Annotated in this window: 25 protein-coding genes; 12 read left to right on the top strand and 13 right to left on the bottom strand. The window is 69.0% G+C overall.

Going from position 1 to position 23,235, the window contains the following annotated elements:
* Nucleotides 1-10: 10 nt before the first annotated feature.
* Nucleotides 11-1,624 (bottom strand): putative bifunctional diguanylate cyclase/phosphodiesterase, encoded by a 1,614-nt coding sequence (locus tag ACI6GS_RS10385; protein ID WP_439817725.1) that lies wholly within the window; start codon nt 1,622-1,624, stop codon nt 11-13.
* Between the two features lie 140 nt (nt 1,625-1,764).
* Nucleotides 1,765-2,868, bottom strand: a complete 1,104-nt coding sequence (locus ACI6GS_RS10380; protein WP_439817724.1) for a hypothetical protein — start codon at nt 2,866-2,868, stop codon at nt 1,765-1,767.
* Nucleotides 2,869-3,058: 190 nt separating this feature from the next.
* Here ACI6GS_RS10380 and ACI6GS_RS10375 point away from each other — a divergent pair, with 190 nt between their 5' ends.
* A complete protein-coding gene (locus ACI6GS_RS10375; RefSeq protein ID WP_439817723.1) occupies nt 3,059-4,132 on the top strand; it encodes a nucleotidyltransferase family protein in 1,074 nt (357 codons plus the stop codon).
* Between the two features lie 3 nt (nt 4,133-4,135).
* Here ACI6GS_RS10375 and ACI6GS_RS10370 read toward each other — a convergent pair whose 3' ends face one another.
* Both ACI6GS_RS10370 and efp read right to left on the bottom strand, forming a co-directional pair.
* Entirely contained in the window at nt 4,136-4,903 is a 768-nt protein-coding gene (locus ACI6GS_RS10370; RefSeq protein WP_439817722.1) for an SDR family oxidoreductase, read from the bottom strand.
* Nucleotides 4,904-4,937: 34 nt separating this feature from the next.
* Nucleotides 4,938-5,507 (bottom strand): elongation factor P, encoded by a 570-nt coding sequence (efp, locus tag ACI6GS_RS10365; protein WP_439817721.1) that lies wholly within the window; start codon nt 5,505-5,507, stop codon nt 4,938-4,940.
* 178 nt (nt 5,508-5,685) lie between these two features.
* Here efp and epmA point away from each other — a divergent pair, with 178 nt between their 5' ends.
* From epmA to ACI6GS_RS10320, 9 genes are all read left to right on the top strand, one after another.
* Nucleotides 5,686-6,705 (top strand): EF-P lysine aminoacylase EpmA, encoded by a 1,020-nt coding sequence (epmA, locus tag ACI6GS_RS10360; protein ID WP_439817720.1) that lies wholly within the window; start codon nt 5,686-5,688, stop codon nt 6,703-6,705.
* Nucleotides 6,706-6,753: 48 nt separating this feature from the next.
* Complete coding sequence (locus tag ACI6GS_RS10355) at nt 6,754-7,254, top strand: thioesterase family protein (RefSeq protein ID WP_439817719.1); 501 nt, start codon at nt 6,754-6,756, stop codon at nt 7,252-7,254.
* Between the two features lie 102 nt (nt 7,255-7,356).
* Nucleotides 7,357-8,250 (top strand): 3-keto-5-aminohexanoate cleavage protein, encoded by an 894-nt coding sequence (locus ACI6GS_RS10350; protein ID WP_439817718.1) that lies wholly within the window; start codon nt 7,357-7,359, stop codon nt 8,248-8,250.
* A gap of 120 nt (nt 8,251-8,370) precedes the next feature.
* Entirely contained in the window at nt 8,371-8,625 is a 255-nt protein-coding gene (locus ACI6GS_RS10345) for a BufA1 family periplasmic bufferin-type metallophore (protein WP_439817717.1), read from the top strand.
* 19 nt (nt 8,626-8,644) lie between these two features.
* Nucleotides 8,645-9,499 (top strand): MNIO family bufferin maturase, encoded by an 855-nt coding sequence (gene bufB, locus ACI6GS_RS10340; protein ID WP_439817716.1) that lies wholly within the window; start codon nt 8,645-8,647, stop codon nt 9,497-9,499.
* Nucleotides 9,500-9,504: 5 nt separating this feature from the next.
* Nucleotides 9,505-10,278: an HvfC/BufC family peptide modification chaperone gene (locus ACI6GS_RS10335; RefSeq protein ID WP_439817715.1), complete on the top strand. Its 774-nt coding sequence runs from the start codon at nt 9,505-9,507 to the stop codon at nt 10,276-10,278.
* Nucleotides 10,271-10,735: a DoxX family protein gene (locus tag ACI6GS_RS10330; protein WP_439817714.1), complete on the top strand. Its 465-nt coding sequence runs from the start codon at nt 10,271-10,273 to the stop codon at nt 10,733-10,735. The genes ACI6GS_RS10335 and ACI6GS_RS10330 overlap by 8 nt, the downstream gene beginning before the upstream one ends.
* Before the next feature lie 77 nt (nt 10,736-10,812).
* Nucleotides 10,813-11,532: an HAD-IA family hydrolase gene (locus ACI6GS_RS10325; RefSeq protein WP_439817713.1), complete on the top strand. Its 720-nt coding sequence runs from the start codon at nt 10,813-10,815 to the stop codon at nt 11,530-11,532.
* A gap of 25 nt (nt 11,533-11,557) precedes the next feature.
* Complete coding sequence (locus ACI6GS_RS10320) at nt 11,558-12,286, top strand: HAD family hydrolase (RefSeq protein WP_439817712.1); 729 nt, start codon at nt 11,558-11,560, stop codon at nt 12,284-12,286.
* A gap of 4 nt (nt 12,287-12,290) precedes the next feature.
* Here the strand turns inward: ACI6GS_RS10320 and ACI6GS_RS10315 are convergent, their stop codons facing one another.
* Nucleotides 12,291-13,121 carry a hypothetical protein gene (locus ACI6GS_RS10315; protein WP_439817711.1) on the bottom strand — a complete coding sequence of 277 codons (831 nt, stop codon included), beginning with the start codon at nt 13,119-13,121 and terminating at the stop codon, nt 12,291-12,293.
* A gap of 80 nt (nt 13,122-13,201) precedes the next feature.
* Nucleotides 13,202-15,367: a protoglobin domain-containing protein gene (locus ACI6GS_RS10310; RefSeq protein ID WP_439817710.1), complete on the bottom strand. Its 2,166-nt coding sequence runs from the start codon at nt 15,365-15,367 to the stop codon at nt 13,202-13,204.
* Between the two features lie 111 nt (nt 15,368-15,478).
* On the opposite strand from ACI6GS_RS10310, the gene ACI6GS_RS10305 reads away from it, so the two are divergent.
* Nucleotides 15,479-17,773 carry an ATP-dependent helicase gene (locus ACI6GS_RS10305; protein ID WP_439817709.1) on the top strand — a complete coding sequence of 765 codons (2,295 nt, stop codon included), beginning with the start codon at nt 15,479-15,481 and terminating at the stop codon, nt 17,771-17,773.
* Nucleotides 17,774-17,794: 21 nt separating this feature from the next.
* On the opposite strand, the gene ACI6GS_RS10300 is transcribed toward ACI6GS_RS10305, so the two are convergent.
* Both ACI6GS_RS10300 and ACI6GS_RS10295 read right to left on the bottom strand, forming a co-directional pair.
* Nucleotides 17,795-18,364 (bottom strand): GNAT family N-acetyltransferase, encoded by a 570-nt coding sequence (locus ACI6GS_RS10300; RefSeq protein ID WP_439817708.1) that lies wholly within the window; start codon nt 18,362-18,364, stop codon nt 17,795-17,797.
* On the bottom strand, nt 18,336-19,682 hold the full coding sequence (locus ACI6GS_RS10295) for a glutamate--cysteine ligase (RefSeq protein WP_439817707.1): 1,347 nt from the start codon (nt 19,680-19,682) through the stop codon (nt 18,336-18,338). Before ACI6GS_RS10295 ends, ACI6GS_RS10300 begins: the two co-directional genes overlap by 29 nt.
* 122 nt (nt 19,683-19,804) lie before the next feature.
* Between ACI6GS_RS10295 and ACI6GS_RS10290 the strand changes: the two genes are divergently transcribed.
* Nucleotides 19,805-20,395, top strand: coding sequence for an SCO family protein (locus ACI6GS_RS10290; RefSeq protein ID WP_439817706.1), 591 nt, complete (start codon nt 19,805-19,807; stop codon nt 20,393-20,395).
* A 42-nt stretch (nt 20,396-20,437) separates the two neighbouring features.
* On the opposite strand, the gene ACI6GS_RS10285 is transcribed toward ACI6GS_RS10290, so the two are convergent.
* The 5 genes from ACI6GS_RS10285 to ACI6GS_RS10265 form a co-directional block, all read right to left on the bottom strand.
* Complete coding sequence (locus ACI6GS_RS10285) at nt 20,438-21,067, bottom strand: HAD-IA family hydrolase (RefSeq protein WP_439817705.1); 630 nt, start codon at nt 21,065-21,067, stop codon at nt 20,438-20,440.
* 78 nt (nt 21,068-21,145) lie between these two features.
* Nucleotides 21,146-21,424, bottom strand: a complete 279-nt coding sequence (locus tag ACI6GS_RS10280) for an HPr family phosphocarrier protein (RefSeq protein ID WP_439817704.1) — start codon at nt 21,422-21,424, stop codon at nt 21,146-21,148.
* Nucleotides 21,421-21,828: a PTS sugar transporter subunit IIA gene (locus ACI6GS_RS10275; protein ID WP_439817703.1), complete on the bottom strand. Its 408-nt coding sequence runs from the start codon at nt 21,826-21,828 to the stop codon at nt 21,421-21,423. The genes ACI6GS_RS10280 and ACI6GS_RS10275 overlap by 4 nt, the downstream gene beginning before the upstream one ends.
* The gene (gene rapZ / locus ACI6GS_RS10270) at nt 21,825-22,778 is read right to left on the bottom strand and encodes an RNase adapter RapZ (RefSeq protein WP_439817702.1); all 954 of its coding nucleotides are present in this window, start codon (nt 22,776-22,778) and stop codon (nt 21,825-21,827) included. The genes ACI6GS_RS10275 and rapZ overlap by 4 nt, the downstream gene beginning before the upstream one ends.
* Nucleotides 22,778-23,233, bottom strand: a complete 456-nt coding sequence (locus tag ACI6GS_RS10265) for an HPr kinase/phosphorylase (protein WP_439817701.1) — start codon at nt 23,231-23,233, stop codon at nt 22,778-22,780. The genes rapZ and ACI6GS_RS10265 overlap by 1 nt, the downstream gene beginning before the upstream one ends.
* Nucleotides 23,234-23,235 lie beyond the last annotated feature (2 nt).

Genomic DNA, 23,235 nt, shown 5'->3' with positions numbered 1-23,235 from the left:
GCAGCGTGCGTCAGGCGGCGGGAAAGGCCGGCGCGGTGGCGTCGTCGGGGAAGAGCAGGGACTGCCGATGCTGGTTCAGGCGGGCCTCGATCTCGTGCGCCGGCATGGGTCGGCCGAACAGGTAGCCCTGGCCGCAGTCGCAGCCCAGGTCGATCAGGGTGTCGATCACGCCCGGGTTCTCGATCCCCTCGGCCGTGGTGCTGAGGCCCAGGCTCAGGCACAGGTTGACGATGGCGCTGACAATCTTGGCGCTGTCCGACGACTGGGTCATCGACTCGATGAACGACCGGTCGATCTTGACCTTGTCGAAGCCGAACTCGCGCAGATGGCCCAGGCTGGAATAGCCCGTGCCGAAATCGTCGAGGGCGATGCGGATGCCCAGCGCACGCAGGGAGTCCAGCGCCTGCTTGGCCATCTCGTGGTCGCCGATCAGCGCATTCTCGGTGATCTCGATCTCCAGGCGGTCCAGGGGAAAGCCCGTCACCATCATGATCGTGCGGATCCGCTCGGTCAGGCGCCGGTCCTTCAGCTGGTTGGGCGAGATGTTGATGGCGATCGTCAGGTCGTCCGGCCAGCGGAGCGCCTCCTCGCAGGCCCGTTGCAGGACGCCGTAGCTCATCTCGGAGATCAGGCCCGCATCCTCGGCCACCGGGATGAACACGGCTGGCGAGATGATGCCCTTTTCCGGGTGGTACCAGCGGGCCAGGACCTCGAATCCGATCAGGCGCTGGTCGCGCAGGGACACCAGCGGCTGGTAGTGCGGCTGGATCTCGCCATTGGCGATCGCCCGGCGCAGGTCCGCCTCGACCGCGACACGGGTGCGCAGGTCGGCGTCCATGCTCTGCTCGAAGAAACGGATCGTGCCCTTTTCCTCACGCTTGGCCTTGTACATCGCCAGGTCGGCAGACCTCAGCAGGGTGTCGGCATCGACTGCATCGGTCGGACACACCGCCACCCCGATCGTGGCGCCCAGTTCGAACTCCAGGTCGTCGATGCGGATCGGCTTGGCGATTTCGCGGATCATGCGCTGGGCATAGCGCATGGGCGCCGACAGGTCCGAATCGAACTCGATGATGCCGGCGAACTCGTCCCCGCCCAGGCGGGCCAGCGTCTCTGACCGGCGGGCGCAGATGCGCATGCGGTCGGCCAGGATGCACAGGACCCTGTCCCCCATGACATGGCCGTGGACGTCGTTGACCGGCTTGAACCGGTCCAGGTCGATCACCAGGACGGCACAGCTCGTCTCGCCCCGGCGCACGCGCTGGATCACCTTGTCCAGCTGGTCGGACAGGACGCGGCGATTAGGCAGGCCGGTCAGCGCATCGTGCCGGGCCAGCGCCTCGGCCCGCTGCTGGGCATCCGACAGATCGTCATAGGTGCGGCGCAGGTCGCGGATCAGGTCGAGCAGCAGGACCAGCGAGACGACGAGCGCCAGGGAGGCAAAGCCCGTCGCGGTCAGCACGTACTCCCAGCGCTCGCCCAGGCTGCGCGCGACCTGCCCCAGGCCCAGTGTCTCGAACACGGGGACCTTGACCAGGAACTCCCAGATGATCGCGAGCAGGCAGGTCATGGCGATGGTCAGGGCCATCGTCGCCAGGATCATGCCCTTTGAGACGTGCTTCATTGTCCCCGTTGCGGGGGACCTGCAGCCCCCAGCCAGGGACGGCCGCCCACCCTGTTCAGGATTGGTGGACGGACCGTGCCACGGGGAGGGTTAACAAGTGGTGGCGACCCCGGCCGGGTCGCCACCCCGTTGGGATGGGCTCAGGGCGCCATGTCCATGACGCCCTTCAGGCCCGTCGGCTCGTGCACGCCGATCACCAGCTGCTCAAGCACGCCATAGCCCGTCTCGACCGTGCCGTCGGGCGCGGTCAGCGTGGCCCGGCAGATGGCCTGGATGTGCTGGTGATGGGGCAGCGTCTCGTCCGCGTTGCGGGTGTCCAGGCTGCTGGTGCCGACGGTGGCCGGGCCCTTGTTCGTGCCATGCGCCCATTCCGGGTGGCCATAGCCGATGCCCAGCATGTAGAAGTTGAACATCGGCTCCAGCTTCATCACGTGGGTGCCGCCGTCCCAGCCATGGAAGCAGATCTCGGCCGTTGCCGCATGGCGGGTGCCGGACTTGTAGGTGATCGTCTGCGACACCGCCTTGGACCGCTTGGGCTCGCCGCCGGGTGAGGGGGCGATCATGCCGTTGCTGTGCCACTGCACGCCGTCCGCATACTCGTTGACGTCGTAGAGCACGCCGGCGTTCTTGAAGTTGACCGGCGCCCACAGCCAGTAGAACTGCGGCAGGACATTGGCGTTCTGCGCGATCTGCTGCGGGCCGATCGGACGCACACCCCACGACCGGTCGCGGGTGCCCCAGAACGTGTCGGGCGTCACCTCGATCCGCTTGCCATGGACCTCGATCCAGCCGGTCCAGGTGCCGTGCTGCGTCAGGCGCGTCAGGTCCATCAGGGTGCGCGTGCCGATGCGATGCTGGAAGCGCGGCTCCTCCATCGGCTCGGTCCGGCGCTCGAACAGCAGGTCGGCCGACAGGCCGTGCTCGTTCGGTGCCACCTTCACCCGGATCTTGGCCAGCGGCTCCACCACCTCGATCGTGATGGGGCCGGCATGGGTGTCCATACGCTCGTAGCTGAAGTGGCGGCTGGCATGGACCGAGGTCTGGACGCCGTCGATCAGTGTGCAGAACGCACCGTCCATGATGCCGTGGTGCGGGTACACGCCGAACGCCGCGGCAAAGAACCGGCCACTTTCCGCGTCATAGCCGTTGAAGAAGAAGCGGTCGTAGAAATTGGGGTCGGTGCCCGAATAGGCGATCGGCTCCGGTGTCTGGTGGATCGGATATTCGTCGGCCTTGGTCAGCATCGTGCTCTCCTCCCGCCCCTTGCCATGGGACCGTTCGCATGCGCGGCCGCATCATGGGTGCCCCCCATGACAAGGGCAAGGCAGAAGGGTCCCAACTGCCAGGATTTGCCTTGAATGAAGTCCTAAACAATTGAAAAACATGAATATGTGTGAGCAAATAGTGAAGTTTGCTCACACACTTTGTCCCGCGATGGCCGACCGGATTCCCTTACCCATCCACACCCTGTTCGCCGAACTGGACGAACGGTGCCGCATGGCGGAGTTTGACCGCGACTTCCCGGAGAACGGCAGCTTCGAACGGCGGGAACGGCAGGGACGCGCCTATTGGTACTATCGCGGGTATGACCGGGGTCAACGCTCAGTGCGGTATGTCGGTCCGGAGTCGCCCGCCCTGCTGGATCGGCTTGCGCGCCATCGCAAGGTCAAGAACGACTATCGCGAACGTCGCCAGATTGTCGATGCCCTGGGCCGCGCGGGTCTGCCCATGCTCGACAGGGAAGTGGGGGCCATCCTGACGGCCCTTGCTCGGGCGGGCGTTTTCCGCCTGCGCGGCGTCCTGGTCGGCACGACCGCCTTCCGTGCCTATGTCGCAATGCTGGGGCAACGCTTTCCGGACGAGACCTTCCCCACGCAGGACCTGGACCTCGCACAATTCCATAGCATCTCGGTCGCGGTTGAGGACAGCACACCGCCCATCCTTGACGTGATCCGCCAGGTCGACCCGACATTTGAGCCTGTCCCGCAGCTGGATGCCGCGGCCGCGCCCAAAGCCTATGCCAACGCGGCGGGCTACAGGGTGGAGATCCTTGTGCCAAACCGAGGTTCGGACGAACTGGCGCGAAGCCCGGCCCGCATGCCGGCCCTTGGCGGCTCTGACGCCCAACCCCTGCGCTTCCTGGACTTCCTGATCTATCAGGCAGTGCCCACGACACTGCTCTACGACGCCGGGATCCCGGTGAACGTGCCGCGTCCGGAACGCTATGCCGTTCACAAGCTGATCGTGGCGACACGCCGGCAAAGCGGCTCACCCAAGATCACCAAGGATCTTGCCCAGGCGGATGCACTGGTCGGGGCCCTGGCAGGCGGGCGCGCTGCAGACTTGGCCGAGGCCTGGATCGAGGCCTGCGAGCGCGGACCGCGCTGGCTAGCTGCCGTCAGGCAGGGCGCCCGCGGCTTGTCGGAGGCCAGCCGTAACACCCTGGCACAGGCAGTCGCCCTCTATGTGGATGATACCGGGCTGGACGCGCGCGCGTTCGCACCCTGATGATCAGACCTCGGCGGCGCCGCCGTCGCAGGGGATGACGGCGCCGGTGGTGTAGGCGCTGGCGCGGGAGGCGAGGAAGATCGCGACGCCGGCAATGTCTTCCGGCTGGCCGATGCGGCCGCGCGGGTTGCGGGCGCGGATCGCCTCGCCATGCTCGGCCAGGGTGGCAGCCATCATCTGGCTCTGGAAGGGGCCGGGGGCGATCGCGTTGACCAGGATGTTCTCCGCCGCCAGGCGCTTGGCCAGGTGCCGGGTCAGCATGATGCAGCCCGCCTTGGACGACGAATAGGCATAGGTCTCGAGTTCCGGCGGCTGGATGCCGTTGATCGAGGCGATGTTGATGACGCGGGCCGGTGCCTCGGCCGTGGCGGCCTTGCGCAGCAAAGGCAGCATCTTCTGCGTCAGGAAGAACGGGCTCTTCAGGTTCAGGTCGACGACCTTGTCCCAGCCGCCCTCGGCATAGGAGTCGATCGGCTCGCCCCAGGCCGCACCCGCATTGTTGACCAGGATGTCGAGCTTCTCCTCCCGCGCCGCAAGGTCGGCGGCCAGCGCCTCGATCCCCTTCAGCGAGGACAGGTCGTGCGGCAGGGCGATGCAGGTACCGCGCTTCGAGAGCGTTTCGGCGATCTCGGTGCAGACGGATGCCTTGCGCGAGGAGATGTAGACGCGGGCGCCGTTCTCCACGAACCCGGTCGCGATCATCTCGCCGATGCCGCGGCTGCCGCCGGTGACGACGGCCACCTTGCCCGAAATGTCGAACAGCGCCTTCATGCGTCCCTCCCCCGTTCCTGTCTGGTTGGCCAAATCAGCCCTTGGCGCGTTCCATGTAGGACCCGTCGGCCGTGGCCACGACGATCTTCGTGCCCGCCTCGATATGCGGCGGGATCATGACGCGCTCGCCATTGTCGAGGATGCCCGGCTTGTAGGACGAGGAGGCCGTCTGCCCCTTTACCACGGGGTCGGCCTCGACCACCGTCACGACGACCGACTGCGGCAGTTCCGCCGAGAGGGGCGAGCCATCGAACGTCTTGATGACGACTTCCATGCCTTCCTGCAGGAAGACGGCGGGATAGCCGATGACGTCCTTGGGCACCGGCAGCTGCTCGAACGTTTCCTTGTCCATGAAGGTGTAGTTGTCACCCTCCTGGAACAGGTAGGTGTAGTCGCGATCCTCCAGGCTCACGCGCTCGACCAGTTCCGAGCTGCGGAAGCGGTCGTCGCGCTTGTTGCCGGTGCGCACGTCGCGCAGTTCGACCGCCAGGAAGGCGCCGCCCTTGCCGGGCTGGACCACCTGGGTCTTGGTGATCTGCCACAGCTTGCCCAGGTGATCGATCACGTTGCCGATCCTGAGCGAGTTCGCGTTGATCTTGGGCATTGGCTACCTTGCGCTGGTGCCGAAGCGATGGGCTGTGGCGGCTTGTGGCCCCTGCCCCGCTGCGGTCGAATGACGGGTTCATGTCCGGCCCGGCCGGAACCGGAGACGATCTGGGCGCGGAACCTAGCAACCGCGCGAGGCATAGACAATGCGTGCCGCGCCTGCTAGCGCCACGCGCATGACTGTTCCGTCCTGGCAGCGCGCCCGCTATGCCGCCCGCAGGCCCAATCTTGTGGCCCGCGCCCGCATCCTGAAGGCGATCCGCGCCTGGTTCGAAGCCCAGGACTTCATCGAGGTCCAGACCCCGGCGATCCAGGTTTCCCCGGGGCTTGAGACCCATCTCCAGGCCTTCTCGACGGTGCTGGAGGCGCCCGACGGCGAGCGCTTCGTCCGCTACCTCCACACCTCGCCCGAATTCGCGATGAAGAAGCTGCTGGCGGCGGGCGAGGAGCGCATCTTCCAGATGAGTGCGGTCTACCGGAACTGCGAGCGCTCGGCCACGCACCACCCTGAGTTCACGATGCTGGAATGGTATCGCGCCGGGGGGACGACCGACGACCTGATCGCCGATTGCGAAGGCCTGGTCGCCGCCGCGGCGGCGGCGGCCGGCAATGCGCCCCTGCGCTGGAAGGGACGCTCGGCCAAAGCCGGCGCCCCCTTCGAACAGCTGAGCGTGGCGGAAGCCTTCCGGCGCCATGCCGGGATCGACCTGATGGCGACGGCCGAGGATCCGGCCAGGCTGGCGGCTGCCGCGCAGGCGATCGGCGTCCGCACGGCCCCGGACGACCGCTGGGACGACTTGTTCTTTCGCATCTTCATGGAGCGGATAGAACCGGCAATCGGCAGTCCGCGGCCCACCATCGTGCGCGACTGGCCCATCGCGATGGCGGCCTTGGCCCGGGCCAAGCCGGGCGCACCCCACCTGGCCGACCGGTTCGAGCTCTATGTCGCCGGGCTGGAAATCGCCAATGCCTTCGGCGAACTGACCGATGTCGCCGAACAGCGCCGCCGCTTCATGGCGGACCAGGACCTGAAGGAACGGCTGTACGGCAACCGCTATCCGGTTGACGAGGATTTCCTGGCAGCCCTGGCAGACATGCCCCCTTCCGCCGGCATCGCCCTTGGCATCGACCGCCTGGTCATGCTGGTCACGGGGGCCGAGGCGATCGACGACGTGCTGTGGGTCCCGGTGGCCTGAACGTTCCGTGGTTGTCGAGGGCAGCACCGCTCCCCTACACTTTTTGCCATGACGACGACCGCAGACCTCCTGGATCCCGGGCCGGCCAAGGTGCTGCCCGAGTGGATCGACTATAACGGGCACATGAACGTGGCCTTCTACGTGCTGGCCTTCGACCAGGCGCTGGACCGCCTGTTCGAGCGCTGGGACCTGTCGGCCAACTACGTGAAGACGCAGCACAAGTCTTTCTTCGTGCTGGAGAACCACATCACCTACCAGGGCGAAGTGAAGGAGGGCGATCCGCTTCGCTTCGACTTCCAGTTCCTGGCCCTGGACGGCAAGCGCATGCACTACTTCATGCGCATGTACCATGCCGAGGAAGGCTACCTGGCCGCGACGTCCGAGCAGGTGACCATGCACGTCAACATGGAAACCCGCCGGTCCGAGGCGATGGCCGACCACATCATGGACCTGCTCCGCCCGCTGGCGGAGGCGCATGCCCACCTGCCCCGCCCGGTGGAGGCCGGCCGCCCCATGGGCATCCGCAAGCGCGAACCCGCCGCCGCCTGATCGCTTCTGCCCCTCCACGGCTTGCGCTTTGACGAAGCGCGATTGAAGGGCGCGCGCCTGGCCCCGCACAATCCTGGCGGACAACAGGCAGGACGCGCGCCCATGAACCGCAAGCCCTTCATCACCTGCGCCGTGACCGGTGGCGGCGGGGGTGCCTTCAAGAGCCCCCTGGTTCCGGTAACGCCGGAGGAGATCGCCAACGACGTCCTGGCGGTGGCCGAGGCGGGCGCGGCCATCGCGCACGTCCATGTCCGCGAGCCGGATACGAAGAAGCCGAGCCGCCGCACCGACCTCTATGCGGAGGTGGTGGAGCGGGTCCGGGCCAGGAACCGCAGCATCATCCTGAACCTGACGGGCGGCATGGGCGGCGACCTGGACGTGGGTGCCGGCGCCGATCCCTTTGCCTTCGGGCCGGAGACGGACCTGGTCAACGCCACCGAGCGGCTGGTCCATGTCCAGGCCCTGCGCCCCGACATCTGCACGCTGGACTGCGGCAGCTACAATGCCAGCGCGGGCAGCCTGGTCTACATCTCCACCAGCGACCAGATCCGCCAGGGGGCCGCCCATATCCGGTCGCTTGGCGTACGGCCCGAACTGGAACTGTTCGACCTGGGCCAGGTGCGTTTCGTGCTGGAGATGATGGACCAGGGCCATTTCGATGCGCCCACCATGATCCAGTTCTGCCTGGGCGTCCCCTATGGCGCGCCGGCCGATACGGTTGGCATGAAGGCCATGGCCGACATGGTCCGGGGCCATGACGTGATCTGGTCGGGCTTTGGCGTGGGTCCCATGCAGCTTCCCATGGTGGCCCAGGCCGTGCTGCTGGGCGGCAATGTCCGCGTGGGGCTGGAGGACAACATCTATCTGCGGCGCGGCGTGTTCGCGACCAATGTCGACCTGGTGGGCCGAGCCGTCACCATCATCGAGGCGATGGGGGCGGACGTGATGGGGGCGGAGGCGACGCGTGACCTGCTGGGCCTGCCCATGCGCGACTGAGCGCGTCCCTGTAACCGATCCCCGGGCAATACGAATGTATTGACCGTCGCCACTTCCATGGCGACAGGACGGCCCTAGATTGGGCGACGCGGCAGGGTGCCGCACAACCGGGGAATGACCATGAAGAGCACTGCGATCCTGCTGGCCTCCGCCGTTGCCGCGGCCGCAACGATGGGCATGACCGTGTCGGCCCAGGCCGCCGACAAGGAGAAGTGCTACGGCATCGCCAAGGCGGGCAAGAACGACTGCCAGACAGCGACCACCTCCTGCGCCGGGACGTCCACCACCGACAACCAGGGCGATGCCTGGATCTATGTGCCGGCCGGCACCTGCCTGACCACGCCGGGTGGCAGCCTGGAGCCCAAGGCGGGCTGATCGCGCGCCAGCCGCCGCCATGTCCGCCGCCGCCGGCTTTGGCCTGCGCCACCCGCACCTGCAGGCGGTTGCGGCGGGCGGACCGGCAATGCGGCCGGGGGCCTGGGTCGAGGTCCACCCGGAGAACTTCATGACGGGCGGCACGGCCCGCCGCCTGCTGGAGCGTGTGCGGGGCGACCGGCCGGTTGCCCTGCACGCGGTCGGCCTGTCACTGGGTTCGACCGACGGGATCGACCCGGCCCATCTGGAACGCCTGGCCGGGCTGGTGGACCGGCTTGAGCCGATGCTGGTGTCGGACCATCTCAGCTTCAGCACGGTCGGCGGCGTCTTCCTCAACGACCTGCTGCCGCTGCCGCGGACGGACGAGGCGCTGGCCGTCGTCGCCGCCAATGTCGGCCGTGTGCAGGACCGGCTGAAGCGTCCCATCCTGGTCGAGAATCCGTCCGCCTATCTGGCCTTCGCGCACGAGACGATGGCAGAGGGGGAGTTCCTGGCCGCGCTGGCGCGGCGCACGGGCTGCGGCCTGCTGCTGGACGTCAACAACCTTCATGTCTCGGCCGTCAACCTGGGCCGCGACCCATGGGCGGATCTGGCCGCCTTCCCGCTGGGGGCGGTGGGGGAGGTGCACGTCGCCGGCCACGCGGTGAAGCGGATCGACGGGGTCGACCTGCTGATCGACGACCATGGCAGTGCCGTGCCCGATGCCGTCTGGTCCCTCCTGGCGGCGGTCCTGGAAAGGACAGGCCCGCTGCCCGTCCTGGTCGAATGGGACAGCAACCTTCCCCCGCTCAACATCCTGCTGGCCGAGGTGGCGCATGCCGCGAGCTTGTGCAATGGCCCTGCTCGTGCCCGCGCAGGCGGGGCTGGGGGGTGAAAACAATGCCCGACCTGGCGACCGTGCAGCGCCTGCTTGCTGATACCGTGCGCGGCATGCCGCGCGATGCCGCCCTGCTGGACCTGATCCCGGCGATGGGCCTGTCGGCGGAGCGGCGCCTGGCCGTCTATCGCAATCACCACCGGATCAGCCTGGTGGGGGCGCTGGGCACGACCTTCGCCGTGACGCGCGCCCGCATCGGGGCCGATCTGTTCGACCGCGTGGCGGCGGGATATGTCGCCGCCTGCCCGCCACAGGAGCCGCGCCTGTCCCATTTCGGCGCGGGCTTGCCACAGGCCCTGGCGCAAGGGACACGGATCGGCGTGCCAGACTGGGCAGCGGACCTGGCGCAACTGGACTGGGCGCTGCACGCCTGCTGGGGGGCGCCCGACGCGCGCCCCCTGGCCCTGGACCATCTGGCCAGCCTGCCGACGGACGCCCTGTCGGCCCTGGTGCTGGAAGGGCTGGCGTCATGCCGCCTGCTGCATCTGGCGTTTGACGTCGGCCCGGCCTGGCGCGACGCCGAGGCCCCGCCGCCACCGGCGACACCGACCCATATCCTGGTATTCCGCGACCAGGACGGCGATACCGCGTTCGAGGTCCTGCAGCCTGCGATCGCCCGCTTCCTGGCCGCCCTGCTGGCGGGTGCCGCACTGGGGCCCGCCGCCGAGGACGCCGCCGCCGACCCCGAATTCGACCTTGCCGTCAGCCTTGCCCTTGCCTGCGCGCGCGGGCTGTTTGCCGCGCCCGCCCATCCGGAAAGCCCGATCCATGCCTGACCCGCGCGCCACCGGCCTGCTGCCCGCCGGCCTGTCGATCGCCCTGCACCGCCTGCGCCATGGGCTGGAGGCGCTGGAACCGCTCAGCCTGCTGGTCGTCCGCCTGGCCATCGCCAATGTCTTCTGGCGCTCGGCCATGACCAAGGTGGCCGACATGGACAAGACCGTGGACCTGTTCCGCGACATCTATGCCGTGCCCGTCCTGCCGCCGGAGCTTGCGGCCTGGCTGGCGACTGCGGTGGAACTGGGCGGCGCCATCGCCCTGGCGCTTGGCCTGTTCGCCCGCCTGGGGGCGTTGGGCCTGCTGGGCATCACCGCGACGATCCAGTTCTTCGTCTTTCCCGAGAACTGGCCGGAGCACCTGGTGTGGACCGGCCTTCTGCTGACCGTGCTGGTGCGCGGGCCGGGCGCCATCAGCCTGGACCGCTTCGTGGGGCCCCTGCTGATCGGGCGCTAAAAGCAGGCTTTTGGCATCGCCGATTGACGGCAGGATTTTGCGGCGCAGCATGGTGCCTCCCCGGGCGGAGGCGCGGCATGGAGTTGACACAGTTCAAGGCGCTGACATTCGACGTCATCGGCACCCTGATCAACCATGAGCAGGGCCTGCTGGACTGGATGCAGCCGCGCCTTGCCGCGGCGGGCAAGGATATCGTCGACGACGACCTGCTGGTCATGTTCTCCGCGACGGACGCCTATCAGTCGCGGCTGGGCACGGAAATGCCGTTCCCCAAGCAGCTGCCCTTCATCTGGGAGGAGCTGTGCGCCAGGCTGGGCATCGCCCATGACCCGGCCGATGGTGCGACCTTCACCGACTCCGTCGATGCCTGGCCCGCCTTTCCCGATTCGGTCGAGGCACTGGCCTACTTGCGACAGCATTTCCACTTGGTGACGATCACCAATGGCGGTCGGGTCGCGACCGGGATCTTTGCCCAGCGCCTGGGCAGCCCGTTCCACAAGCTGATCACCTCCGAGGACATGGGCACCAACAAGCCCCATCCGGAGGCATTCGCCTTTGCCGAGGCCTATCTGAACGGCGTCGGCGTGGCCCGGGCCGAATGGCTGCACGTGGCGCAGAGCCAGTATCACGACATCGTGCCGGCGCGGGCGCTGGGCATCCACTCCGCCTGGATCGAGCGGCGCCATGGCAGGGGCTATGGCGCATCGCCCGTCCCGCCGCATCGCGAGACGCCCGACTTCCACTTCCACAGCCTGGCCCAACTGGCGCAGGCGCACCGCGCGGCCCTGGCGGCCTGATTTCCGCGCGCAGAGAGGCACCCCCATGAAGCTGACCCAGTTCAAGGCCCTGACGTTCGACGTGATCGGGACGCTGATCAATTTCGAGGCAGGCATCCTGAAATGGCTGCGCCCGCGCATCGATGCGGCCGGCAAGACCATGACCGACCAGGAGATCCTGGAAGCCTTCGCCACCTGGGAGGAGCATCGCCAGGTCGCCGAGCCGGAAAAGCCCTTCGCCCCCATGCTGCCCCTGATCTGGCAGGACATGTGCCATGCCCTGGGCATGATCTATGACGACGAGGATGCCCAGACCTTCTTCACGAAGAACGTCGCCGAATGGCCGGCTTTCCCCGATTCGGTCGAGGCGCTGAGCTATCTGCGGGAGCACTTCCACCTGGTCGCCATGACCAATGGCGGACGGGTCGCGACCGACATCCTGGCCCGGACCCTGGCCAATACCTTCCACAAGACGATCACGGTCGAGGACATGGGCTTTACCAAGCCGCATCCCCAGACCTTCGCCTATGTCGAGGCGTACCTGAACGGCCTCGGGATAGAGCGCCCGCAATGGCTGCACGTGGCACAGAGCCAGTATCACGACATCGTGCCGGCGACCGACCTGAAGCTGAACACCGCCTGGATCGAGCGCCGCCATGCCGAGCAGGGCTATGGCGCCAGCCCCGTCCCCCCGCGCAAGGCCGTGCCCGACTTCCACTTCAAGTCCCTGATCGAACTGGCGGAAGCCCACAAGGCGGAACTGGCCCGGGGCTGATACCTCAGGGGACGGCGGCCGGCGCGTCGGCAGGCACGGGGACCGAGGGCGACGCATCAGCCGGCGGTGCCGCGTCGGCATCCTCGCCGTCTTCCCCGGAACCGGGGCCCATCCGTTCAGGGCGCTCGCCCCGTTCCGCCGCACGCAGTGTGCGGAATTCCTCGCGTCCGATCAGGCCGTTGCCGTCGACGTCGGCCTTGGCGAACTCGGCGCGGGCCGCGGCCTCCAGCTCGGCAGGCGTCACCACCCCGTCGCCATCGGCGTCGAACTGCAACAGCCCGGTCAGCCGCCGCAGTTCCGGCGTGCCGATCCGCTCGCCATGGGCACGGGCCTCGTCAAAGGTGATCACGCGGTCGCCGTCGGCGTCGGCCTGCATCTCGCGCTCGACCATGCGGCGCACGCTCATCGTCCTGTCCGGCGACAGGTTGCGCTGGTCGGCGATGGACTGCATGACTTCCGAACGCGCGATGCGGCCATCCCCGTCCAGGTCATAGCGGTAGATCCGGCCCAGATAGGCCGCCCGCGCCCGTGCCCGCGCCCACTTGCTGTCCAGGCCGATCGTCTCCGCCGACAGGCCCTCGCCGGTCAGGTCGGCGCGGCGCAGCGGTCGCATCGCCTCGGCCACATAGGCCTCGATCGCCTGGCCGGCACGGACCCGCGGCAGGCCCGCAGGGGGCGCCGCCGCTTCGCCCGAGGCAGGCGCCGCCGGGGCAGCGGGGCTCGCCTGCGCAAGCGCGGATTGTCCGGGCGCGGCCAGGCCCCAGGCCGCCGCGGCCAGCACGAGGGCGGCCAGCGGCGTGGCTGCCCCCCGGTTCAGGATCGATCGCTGCGCCATGACTGGTCCTCCCGGCCCTCATTCTGGCCCGAACCAGTCCGCGACGTCGATCCGTGTACGTCCCGTCGGGGCTGGAGCGGTCAGGCCTTCACGCCCAGGCGGGCGGCGCCCCAATGGCGGCCGCCGACCGTGATGGGCGCGTCCACCTCCTTGATGAAGTCGACCCGGCCGCCACCCATGACGCGGGCATAGGCCTGGACCAGGACGGGCGCCGTGTTGTGCGCGGCCAGCAGTCCGGCGCGGTCGTCGAAGATGCGGCGATTGCGGCAGTTGGCGGTGTTCCAGGCGACGTCACCCGGCCGCTGCGCCTGCGAATACTGCACGTTGTGGGTTGGCACATAGCCATTGCGGTCGCAGGCGATGGCAAAGATGTGCGCCGCATCCGCACCCAGCGTCTGCGCCATGGGCCCGGCGAACAGGCGGTCGGCCAGGTCGGTGAAGCCGGCCAGGTACTGCGCGGGGTCGGAGCCTTCGATGCGCACATAGCGGCTGTCGAACAGCGCCTCCAGCGTCGTCTCGCGCCGCCGCAGCGCCTCCTCCAGGGCCTGCTGCAGGCGCTGCGCCAAGCTGCGCGCGGCCCCCTGGTAGCGCGCGTCGCGCGCCCGCTCTTCCTCGATCAGGGTGGCGATGCCGCTGCGCTGATGGCGTTCCAACGCGTCGAACCGGCAATAGACGCCGACCGGGCTGATGTTGACGACGGTCGCCCCAATGCTGCCCAGGTCGCCCAGGACGATGGTGCCGCCGGCGCCAATCGTCAGGCCTGTCCCATCGATGGCCAGCAAGGCACCATGGGCCGCCAGGTCCAGCGTGCGCCCGTCGCCGGCGCGGCCGCCCAGCATGGCCCGGGCCGGCACAATCACCGGATAGCGCCCCTGCCCCGTCTCCAGCATGGCCGAGGTACGCAGGATGGCGCCCAGGCGCTGGTTCAGGTCGTGGATGTCGCGGTCGACCTTCTGTGCCTGGTCGAAGACATTGCGCGAGGTCGTACCGGTGGCGTTCGCGCGATCCAGCACCGTTGCGACTTCCTGCGTTACACGGCGGACCTGTTCGGCGGCTGCCACGGCGCTGTGCGTGATCTCGGCGGTGGCGGCCTTCTGCTCGCGCGCCGCGCGCATCGTCTCCTCGGCGATGGCACCGACGGCACGGATGTCGCCCTGGCTGGCGCCGACACTGCGGCTGACGTCGGTCGTGGCGCCCCGGATCGTGTCGGCCTGGCTGCTGACCGTGTTGATCGCGGATTCGGTCTGGCCGGCCAGGCTCTTCACCTCGGACGCGACGACGGCGAAGCCGCGCCCGGCGGCCCCGGCGCGCGCCGCCTCGATGGTGGCATTCAGCGCCAGCAGCCGCGTCTGGTTCGAGATCGTCTGGATCAGCTTGACCAGTTCGTTGATGCGCGCCGTCGTCTGCTCCAGGGCGCCCAGGGCCGAGCCCGCCTCGTCTGCCTTCTCCACGGCGGAGCGGATGACGGCGAAGGTGCGGTCCATCTGGGCGGCGATCTCCTCGCTGGCCGCCTCCAGCTCCTCGGTCGCGGCGGCCACGGTCTGCACGTTCGCGTCCGCCGTGCCCGCCGCCTGGTTCACGGTGCCGGCCGACTGGTGCAGCGTCTCGGCCACGCCGCGCAGGTAGGTCGCCTCCGCCACCAGGCGATCTGTCTGGGAGGCGATCTTGCCGACGCTCGACGCGATCTCGTCCTCGATCGCCGCAGCCATGGCCAGGAGTTGCGCGCGCATGCGCCCGTCCTCGCCTGCGCGGACATAGCTGCCCAGCGCCAGGTCGATGTCCAGCAGGGCCGCGCGCACCACGGCGGTGATGCCTGCGATGCGCGCCGGCGCCACCCCGTCGCGCGCCAGCAGCGTGCCCAGGATGCCGTCCAGCATGAAGGCATAGCCGCCCAGGTACCAATGCGGCTCCAACCCCACGGCGTCGTGGATCGAGCCGATGCGCGTCGCCCGCTGCACGAACGCCGCGTCGAAGCGGCCCTGGAACAGGCGGCGCCAATGATCGGCCTGCGTCTGCTTCAGGCGCGGCAGATTGCTGCCGTCGCCGAACTTGGCCGCCAGTTCGGGCCAGGCCATGACGTAGTCATAGAACTTGTGGCTGAGGGCGGGCAGGACGTCCGTCACCTCGGTCCCGACCTGGGCCAGGTCGGCGGTGTCGTCCAGCCTCAGGAAAGCCAGCCGCTGCGCCAGGTCGATCGCCTGGCCGTCCATCGCGGGCTGAGCCGTCGCCGTTGCGTGATCCTGCACCTTGTCCCCTCCCGAATTCTTCCGGTGTTCTGTAGACGGCGAAAGCTAACAGGGCTTGAACGCGGTCCCCCGATTGCCGGCCGGCCCGCCTGTTGTGCTAGTTTCGTTCCCATGAACGAGTCCGCGTCCGCCCGCCTGCCCAGCCCTGCCCCCTCCTACCTCTCCGGCCTGAACCCGGAGCAGCGCGCCGCCGTGGAGGCGACGGAGGGGCCGGTCCTGGTCCTGGCCGGTGCCGGCACGGGCAAGACGCGGGTGCTGACGACGCGCATCGCCCACCTGCTGCGGCAGCGGCGCGCCTTTCCCTCGCAGATCCTGGCCGTCACCTTCACGAACAAGGCCGCCCGCGAGATGCAGCACCGCATCGGCGCCCTGATCGGCGAGGCGGTGGAGGGGATGCCCTGGCTGGGCACGTTCCACTCCGTCGCCGCCCGCATCCTGCGCCGCCATGCCGAGGCGGTGGGCCTGAAGCCCAACTTCTCGATCCTGGATACCGACGACCAGGTCCGCCTGTGCAAGCAGGTGATCCAGGCGGCCGACCTGGACGAGAAGCGCTGGCCCGGCCGCGGCCTGGCCAGCCAGATTGACAAGTGGAAGAACCGCGGCCTCGCCCCGCACGAGGTACCGACCCAGGACGCGGACAGCTTTGCCGACGGCCGGGGGGTCGAGCTCTATGCCGCCTACCAGGCGCGGCTGCTGACGCTCAACGCCGCCGATTTCGGCGACCTTCTGCTGCTGAACCTGAAACTGTTCCGCGAGCGGCCCGACATCCTGGGCGAGTTCCACCGCCGCTTCCGCTACATCCTGGTGGACGAGTACCAGGACACCAATGTGGCGCAGTACCTGTGGCTGCGCCTGCTGGCGCAGGGCTCCCGCAACATCGCCTGCGTCGGCGACGACGACCAGTCGATCTATGGCTGGCGCGGGGCAGAGGTCGGCAACATCCTGCGTTTCGAAGCGGATTTTCCCGGCGCCACGGTGATCCGGCTGGAGCGCAACTATCGTTCGACCGGGCACATCCTGGGCGCCGCGTCAGGCCTGATCGCCGCCAACCGCAGCCGCCTGGGCAAGACGCTGTGGACCGAGGACGCGGCCGGCGAGCCGGTGCGCGTCACCGCCTTCTGGGACGGGGAGGAGGAGGCCCGCGCCGTCGCCGACGCGATCGAGCAGCTTAACCGCGAGGGCGAGAAACTGTCGGAGATCGCAATCCTGGTCCGCGCCTCGTTCCAGACGCGCAGTTTCGAGGAACGCTTCATCCTGATCGGCCTGCCCTATCGCGTCCTGGGCGGTCCCCGCTTCTATGAGCGGCAGGAGATCCGCGATGCGCTTGCCTATCTGCGCGTCGTGCACCAGCCGGACGACGACCTGGCGTTCGAGCGCATCATCAACACGCCACGCCGCGGCCTGGGCGATACCACGATCCAGACGCTCAGCCGCCTGGCCCGCGCCCGCGGCCTCAGCCTGCTGGGTGCCGCGGTCGAGGCGGTGGAGACGGACGAGATCAAGGCCCGCGCGCGTTCGGCCCTGCGCGCCCTGATGGCCGACCTGGCCCGCTGGCGCGGGCAGCTGGAAACGGCCAGCCATACCGACCTGGCGCGCACCATCCTGGACGAATCAGGTTACACGGCGATGTGGCAGGCCGATCGTTCGGCCGATGCCCCCGGCCGCCTCGAGAACCTCAAGGAACTGGTCCAGGCGATGGGCGAGTTTCCAACCCTGGCCGCCTTCCTGGATCATGTCTCGCTGGTCATGGAGAACGAGGCGGACCAGACCGGCGACCAGGTCACGCTGATGACCCTGCACGGCGCCAAGGGCCTGGAATTCGGCAATGTCTTCCTGCCCGGATGGGAGGAAGGGCTGTTCCCCAGCCAGCGCACGCTGGACGAATCCGGCATCGCGGGGCTGGAGGAGGAGCGGCGCCTGGCCTATGTGGGGATCACCCGGGCGCGGCGACGGTCGTTCATTTCCTATGCCGCCAACCGGCGCATCTACAACCAGTGGCAATCGGCCGTCCCCTCCCGCTTTGTCGAGGAGCTGCCGCCGGAGCATGTCGAGCGGTCGGCCCCGCCGGGCCTGGACCCGCGCGGGCCCACCCGCTTCGACGTGGTGGAGGCGGACGATTTCGGCTCGCGCGCGACCAGCCCCGGCTGGCGGCGCGCCCAGTCGGCGTTTGCCGCCGATCCCAGGGCCCGCCGCAGCACGGCCGAGACGCAGCGTCTGGTCGATGCCCAGCCCGCCCTGCTGGCGGTCAGCGACCCCGCGGCGCAGAAGTTCGGCCGGGGCGACCGCGTCTTTCACCAGAAGTTCGGCTATGGCCGGATCACCGGGGTCGAAGGCAATCGCCTGGAAATCGCCTTCGAGCATTCCGGCTCGAAGAAGGTCCTGGACAGCTTCGTGACCAAGGGTTGAGCGGGCCTGCCCCCGTCTCGTTCAATCGGGCTTCAACCGATAGAGCACGTGCCTGCTTAACGCATGGTCCGGCGGCAGCAGGGGGTGGGCAAAGTCGCTGGCCGCGTCATGGGTCATGCCGAGCCGCACCATCACCCCGCGCGAGGGTGCATTGCCGGCATAGGTGAAGGCCAGGATCTGGGAAAGCCCGGCCGAGGCGAAGCCATGGTCGGCCGCGGCCCGCGCCGCTTCCGTGGCATAGCCGTAACCCCAGGCGTTCCGCGCCAGCCGCCACAGGATTTCGACCCCCGGCAGGAAGGGCACGGCAAAGTCCGCGAGGTTGAGCCCGACCATGCCCAGGAAGGCGCCATCGGCCCTGCGTTCGACGGCCCAGACGCCAAAGGGGTGGGCATCGAACAGGGCGTCCGCCCGCGTGGCCAGCGCATCGCTCTGCGCCCGGTCCAGCGGCGCGGGAAAGAAGCGCATCACCTCCGCATCCGCGTTCAGCGCGGCAAAGGGCGCCAGGTCCTCCGCCCGCCAGCGCCGCAGGATCAGGCGCGGCGTGGCCAGGACCGGGCCACGCTCACCAAAAGGACTGCTCGCGGAAGACACGCGCGATATCCCCGCCCCAGGCGCCGCTGAACCGCACCACAAGCTCGTCCGCGGCCGAGGTGCCGCGGTCGACCACGGTCTCCAGCGGCTCCAGGAAGCGCTCCTCGCCCAGGCCGCGCGCGGCAAGCCCGGCCCTGGCGATGGCCACGACCTGCCGCGCCACATCAAGCACCGTGCCGCCGCGGAACGGCGTCGCCAGGGCGCGGTCGGGCACGCCCAGGCGTAATGCCTGGCGTTCCGCCTCGGTCCAGTCGCGGACCAGGTCCCAGGCCGCATCGAGCGCGCCAGCGTCATAGAGCAGGCCGACCCACAGCGCCGGCAGCGCGTTCAGGAACGCGGGGGAGCCGGCGTCGGCGCCCCGCATTTCCAGGAAGCGCTTCAGCCGCACCTCGGGAAAGCAGGTCGTCAGGTGATCGGCCCAGTCGCCCGTGGTCGGCAGCTCGCCAGGCAGGGCGGGCAACCGCCCGGCCAGGAAATCGCGGAACGACTGGCCATGCGCATCGACATAGCGGCCGTCGCGATAGACGAAGTACATCGGCACGTCGAGCGCCCAGTCGACATAGCGCTCATAGCCCATGCCGTCCTCGAAGGCGAAGGGCAGCATGCCGGTGCGGTCGCCATCGGTGTCCAGCCAGGTGGCGCTGCGCTCCGACAGGCGGCCGGTCAGCCCGCCCTCGACGAACGGGGAATTGGCGAACAGGGCCGTTGCGATCGGCTGCAGGGCGAGGGAGACGCGCAGCTTGCGCACCATGTCCGCCTCGCTGGAGAAGTCCAGGTTCACCTGCACGGTGCAGGTGCGGAACATCATGTCCAGGCCGCGACTGCCCCGCGTCGGCATGTAGGCCCTCATGATGCCGTAGCGTCCCTTGGGCATCACGGGTATGTCGGCGCGCGGCCATTTCGGCTGGAAACCCAGCGCCAGGAAGTTGACGCCCAGCGGCTCGGCCACCTGGCGCACTTCGTCCAGGTGGTTGGCCAGTTCGGCCGCTGTCGCGTTCAGGTCGGCGCACAGCGCGCCCGACAGTTCAAGCTGCCCCCCCGGCTCCAGCGAGACGGAGGCCCCGTCGCGGGCCAGGGCGATGACGTTGCCGCCCTCCAGCACCGGCTCCCAGCCGAACCGGGTCAGGCCAGACAGGATCGCCCGGATGCCCGCGTCGCCGTCATAGGGCGGCGGCCGCAGGTCGTCGGTGCGATAGCCGAACTTCTCGTGCTCCGTCCCGATCGCCCAGGCGGATGCCGGCTTCTCGCCCTTGGCAATCCACGCGATCAGTTCGTTGCGGCCCCCGATGGGCGTGCCTGCTCCCTGTGGCCCCGACATGTGCAATCCCACCAGCCCGCTCTGCCCCGTCGTTAATGGATGCGGCGCGGTCGTGCAAGCGACGCCACGGGCAGCCACCCATCGCGCTTTGTGGCGCACCGGTTTGTGGCACACTGGCCGGCATGAACCGTCCGGTCGCCCTTGGACTTGTGCTGGTGCTGGCCGCGGGCCTGTTGCTGGTGCTCGTCCTGCGCCCGGGCGATGGCCCCACCCCTGGCCTGCCCACGGCCGAGATCAGCGGCGTCTTCGCCCTGGTCGACCAGGACGGCCGCGCCGTCACCCAGGACAGTTATCGCGGGCGCTGGATGGTCGTGATGTTCGGCTATACCCGCTGCCCCGACGATTGCGGCAGCGCGCCGGCAAGCCTGGACGCCGCGTTGGGCGAGCTTGGCGATTTCGCCAAGCGGGTACAGCCGATCCTGGTCACGGTCGACCCTCAGCATGACACGCCGCCGGTCCTCGCGGCTTATGCCAGGGGCTTTCCCGGCGGACTGGCGGCACTGACCGGGACGGCCGCCCAGGTCGACGCGACGCTGGCCAGTTTCCAGGCTCAGGCGGTGCGCGTGCCGCGCGACGACGGGGCGACCATCGAGCACCCCGACGGCTTCTATGTCTTCGCGCCCGACGGCCGCTTTGTCCTGCTGTTCCCGGGGGGCGCCTCGCCCCGCATGCTGGCCGACGGCCTCGCCGCCCTCGTCGCCCCCAGTTCCTAGGCGCCCTTTGTCCCCCAATGCCCGAAGATGGGGGCGCAGCGGCTACCGCAGGGGTATGCCTACGATCGCCTCCAGCTCGGCCAGGGCCACGTCGGGGTCGCCCACCTTGATCGTCTGCATGCCCAGCGCCTTGGCCGGCTTCAGGTTGATGCCCAGGTCGTCCAGATAGACGGCGTCCTTGCCCTCGATCCCCAGCGCGTCGAGGGCGATCTGGTAGAAGCGGGGGTCGGGCTTGCGCACGCCCACCTTGCTCGACTCGACCACGAAGTGGAACGTGTTCATCACGTCCCTGATCGCGGCGCTGCGCACCGGGTCCGGCTCCTTGGGGTCCAGGACATTGTTCGTCAGGCAGGCCACCTTGAAGCGGGCAGCGCAGCGGCGCAGTGCCTCCACCATCTGGGGCCGGATCTCGCCACCCAGCAGGGCGATGATGTCGCGTCCGCGCACGTCATGGCCGCGGGCCTTGGCCTCCTCGGCGAAATGGTGGTCGAAGCCGTCCAGGTCGATGTCGCTGCGCTCGAACCGGGCCCAGGCATTGTCGTCCGGGTTGGTCGCGTTGATCGTGCGGATCAGGTCGCGGGGCAGGCCGCGCTCGGCCTCGAACGTGTTGAAGGCCTCGAACGGGCTGGACAGGATCACCCCGCCGAAATCCCACAGAACCGCAGATACCATTGTGCTTCCCCGCCTTGCGTCTCGTTTCGCCCGTGTTTTTGCGGGCGAACGAGAGCCAAGTCCAGAGGAGAGCGGTGCTCAGTCCTCGTTGAAGCGGGCGTTGACCAGGGTGCTGATCGCGGCGATGGCGGCATCCGCGTCGCGGCCCGTGGCCGTCACCTCGATGGTCGAGCCCTTGGCCGCGGCCAGCATCATCAGGCCCATGATCGAGCCGCCGGCGACGCTGGTGCCGTCGCGCCTCACTGTGACGCGTGACTCGAACCCCGCCACAGTCTGAACGAAGCGGGCGGCGGCGCGCGCGTGCAGCCCCCGCCGGTTCTGGATCAGCAGCGTGGCACTGGCCTTCGGGCTGCTCATTGCTCGCTCCCCGCCAACAGGTGGGAGGCGATGTTGATGTACTTGCGCCCGGCTTCCTGGGCCGCGGTCACGGCCTCTGCCAGGGTCAGTCGGTTGCGGACGCTCGCCAGCTTGATCAGCATGGGCAGGTTAATGCCGGCAATGACCTCAAGGTTCGCCTTGTCCAGCAGGGAAATCGCCAGATTCGACGGCGTGCCGCCGAACATGTCGGTCAGCACGATGACGCCGCGCCCGCGGTCGACGCGCCCCACCGCGTCCAGGATCTCGGAGCGGCGCTGCTCCATGTCGTCATTGGGGCCGATGCAGACGGCCTCGACCTGGGACTGGGGGCCGACGACGTGCTCCAGCGCCAGCAGGAACTCGCGCGCCAGGGCGCCATGGGTAACGACGACCAATCCGATCATGCCGCAGCCTGCGTCTGTTCACCGGCGCAGTCGCGATGCAGCACGGTGGTCTTGATGCCGTCCTCGCCCAGCCGCTGGGCCAGCCGCTCGGTCGTGTAGACCGACCGGTGGCGCCCGCCCGTGCAGCCGATGGCGATGGTGAGATAGGACTTGCCCTCGCGCCGATAGTGCGGGACCAGGCCCAGGATCATGCGCGAGAGCAGATCGAAAAAGGGCGCGAAGTTCGGGTCCGCGGCGACATAGGCGCCAACCCCCGGATCGCGCCCGGTCAGGGGGCGCAGGTCCGGGTCCCAGTGCGGATTGGCCAGGAAGCGGGCGTCGAACACCAGGTCCGCCTCGCGCGGCAGGCCCAGGCGATATGAGAAGGACGTCAGGCACACGGTCAGGTCCAGCCCGCCCTGCGGCGCGAAATGCGCGGCCAGCAGGCGCTTCAGGTCGTGCTGCGTGATCAGGCTGGTGTCGACCACCAGGTCGCAGCGCAGGCGCAAGGCCTGCATCAGGCGCCGCTCCAGGGCGATGCCGTCACGCGCCGGCCGGTCCAGCGCCAGCGGATGGCGCCGCCGCGTCTCGCTGTAGCGCCGCGCCAGCACATCGTCGTCGCAGTCCAGGAAAACGACGAAGACAGCGACATCCTCCCGCGCCAGCAGGGCGTCGACCCGGGCCCAGAACGTGGCGTCGTCGAAATCGCGCGTGCGGCTGTCGACACCCAGCGCCAGCGGGCGGGCCTTGGCGCGCCCCTGCTCCGCCGGGCGCTGCGCCGCCAGCAGGTCGTCGATCAGGGCCAGCGGCAGGTTGTCCACGACCTCGTAGCCCAGGTCCTCCAGCACGTCGAGCGCGGTCGACTTGCCCGCCCCGCTCATGCCGGTGACCAGCAGGACGGGCAGGCGCGCGGCATTGTCGGCCGGCGCGGTTTCCGGTGCGGTCGCGGGTGCGGTTGCGGGCGCAGGCATCAGTCGAGGCGCGTTGGCTGGTTCAGGCAGCGCACGGCCATGCGCACCTTGGCCGCGGCGGATGCCTCGAACGGGGCCAGGTCGCAGGCCGGGACCGGCCAGCCCAGCAGGTCGACCGACCGCACTTCGGGCATGCGCTCCACCTCGTCCGGGCTCACCAGGTCGACGACCAGGCCCAGGCGCGCCACCGCCTGTGTCGGAACCCCGACCAGGCCCAGGCCGCGCACCTCCATCATGCCGGCGATCACCGCGGGCGAGCGGGCAAAGATGCCGCCCTCCCGCCGTTCGAGCGCAACCTGATCGTCTGCGATCAAGGCAGCCCCAGTGTCGATCAATCGCAAGGCCAGGTCCGACTTCCCGCTCCCCGATGGTCCGCGCAGCAGCACTGCGGTGCCTGCCAGTTCGATGCAGGTGCCGTGGACCAGGATCATGCCGGGCAGACTGCGCCGCAGCATTC

Source organism: Zavarzinia sp. CC-PAN008, assembly GCF_051903925.1.
GTDB lineage: Bacteria > Pseudomonadota > Alphaproteobacteria > Zavarziniales > Zavarziniaceae.
This window is presented reverse-complemented; position numbering and strand designations above follow the sequence as displayed.

Excerpts from the sequence above, each read along its gene's own strand:
- ACI6GS_RS10285 (WP_439817705.1), bottom strand. The coding sequence starts at position 21,067 with ATGGTATCTGCGGTTCTGTGGGATTTCGGCGGGGTGATCCTGTCCAGC.
- ACI6GS_RS10380 (WP_439817724.1), bottom strand. The coding sequence starts at position 2,868 with ATGCTGACCAAGGCCGACGAATATCCGATCCACCAGACACCGGAGCCG.
- ACI6GS_RS10320 (WP_439817712.1), top strand. The coding sequence starts at position 11,558 with ATGAAGCTGACCCAGTTCAAGGCCCTGACGTTCGACGTGATCGGGACG.
- ACI6GS_RS10350 (WP_439817718.1), top strand. The coding sequence starts at position 7,357 with ATGAACCGCAAGCCCTTCATCACCTGCGCCGTGACCGGTGGCGGCGGG.
- ACI6GS_RS10305 (WP_439817709.1), top strand. The coding sequence starts at position 15,479 with ATGAACGAGTCCGCGTCCGCCCGCCTGCCCAGCCCTGCCCCCTCCTAC.
- ACI6GS_RS10385 (WP_439817725.1), bottom strand. The coding sequence starts at position 1,624 with ATGAAGCACGTCTCAAAGGGCATGATCCTGGCGACGATGGCCCTGACC.
- ACI6GS_RS10280 (WP_439817704.1), bottom strand. The coding sequence starts at position 21,424 with ATGAGCAGCCCGAAGGCCAGTGCCACGCTGCTGATCCAGAACCGGCGG.
- efp (WP_439817721.1), bottom strand. The coding sequence starts at position 5,507 with ATGCCCAAGATCAACGCGAACTCGCTCAGGATCGGCAACGTGATCGAT.
- epmA (WP_439817720.1), top strand. The coding sequence starts at position 5,686 with ATGACTGTTCCGTCCTGGCAGCGCGCCCGCTATGCCGCCCGCAGGCCC.
- ACI6GS_RS10330 (WP_439817714.1), top strand. The coding sequence starts at position 10,271 with ATGCCTGACCCGCGCGCCACCGGCCTGCTGCCCGCCGGCCTGTCGATC.
- ACI6GS_RS10325 (WP_439817713.1), top strand. The coding sequence starts at position 10,813 with ATGGAGTTGACACAGTTCAAGGCGCTGACATTCGACGTCATCGGCACC.
- ACI6GS_RS10295 (WP_439817707.1), bottom strand. The coding sequence starts at position 19,682 with ATGTCGGGGCCACAGGGAGCAGGCACGCCCATCGGGGGCCGCAACGAA.
- bufB (WP_439817716.1), top strand. The coding sequence starts at position 8,645 with ATGTCCGCCGCCGCCGGCTTTGGCCTGCGCCACCCGCACCTGCAGGCG.
- ACI6GS_RS10290 (WP_439817706.1), top strand. The coding sequence starts at position 19,805 with ATGAACCGTCCGGTCGCCCTTGGACTTGTGCTGGTGCTGGCCGCGGGC.
- ACI6GS_RS10275 (WP_439817703.1), bottom strand. The coding sequence starts at position 21,828 with ATGATCGGATTGGTCGTCGTTACCCATGGCGCCCTGGCGCGCGAGTTC.
- ACI6GS_RS10375 (WP_439817723.1), top strand. The coding sequence starts at position 3,059 with ATGGCCGACCGGATTCCCTTACCCATCCACACCCTGTTCGCCGAACTG.
- ACI6GS_RS10370 (WP_439817722.1), bottom strand. The coding sequence starts at position 4,903 with ATGAAGGCGCTGTTCGACATTTCGGGCAAGGTGGCCGTCGTCACCGGC.
- ACI6GS_RS10315 (WP_439817711.1), bottom strand. The coding sequence starts at position 13,121 with ATGGCGCAGCGATCGATCCTGAACCGGGGGGCAGCCACGCCGCTGGCC.
- ACI6GS_RS10355 (WP_439817719.1), top strand. The coding sequence starts at position 6,754 with ATGACGACGACCGCAGACCTCCTGGATCCCGGGCCGGCCAAGGTGCTG.
- rapZ (WP_439817702.1), bottom strand. The coding sequence starts at position 22,778 with ATGCCTGCGCCCGCAACCGCACCCGCGACCGCACCGGAAACCGCGCCG.
- ACI6GS_RS10345 (WP_439817717.1), top strand. The coding sequence starts at position 8,371 with ATGAAGAGCACTGCGATCCTGCTGGCCTCCGCCGTTGCCGCGGCCGCA.
- ACI6GS_RS10335 (WP_439817715.1), top strand. The coding sequence starts at position 9,505 with ATGCCCGACCTGGCGACCGTGCAGCGCCTGCTTGCTGATACCGTGCGC.
- ACI6GS_RS10265 (WP_439817701.1), bottom strand. The coding sequence starts at position 23,233 with ATGCTGCGGCGCAGTCTGCCCGGCATGATCCTGGTCCACGGCACCTGC.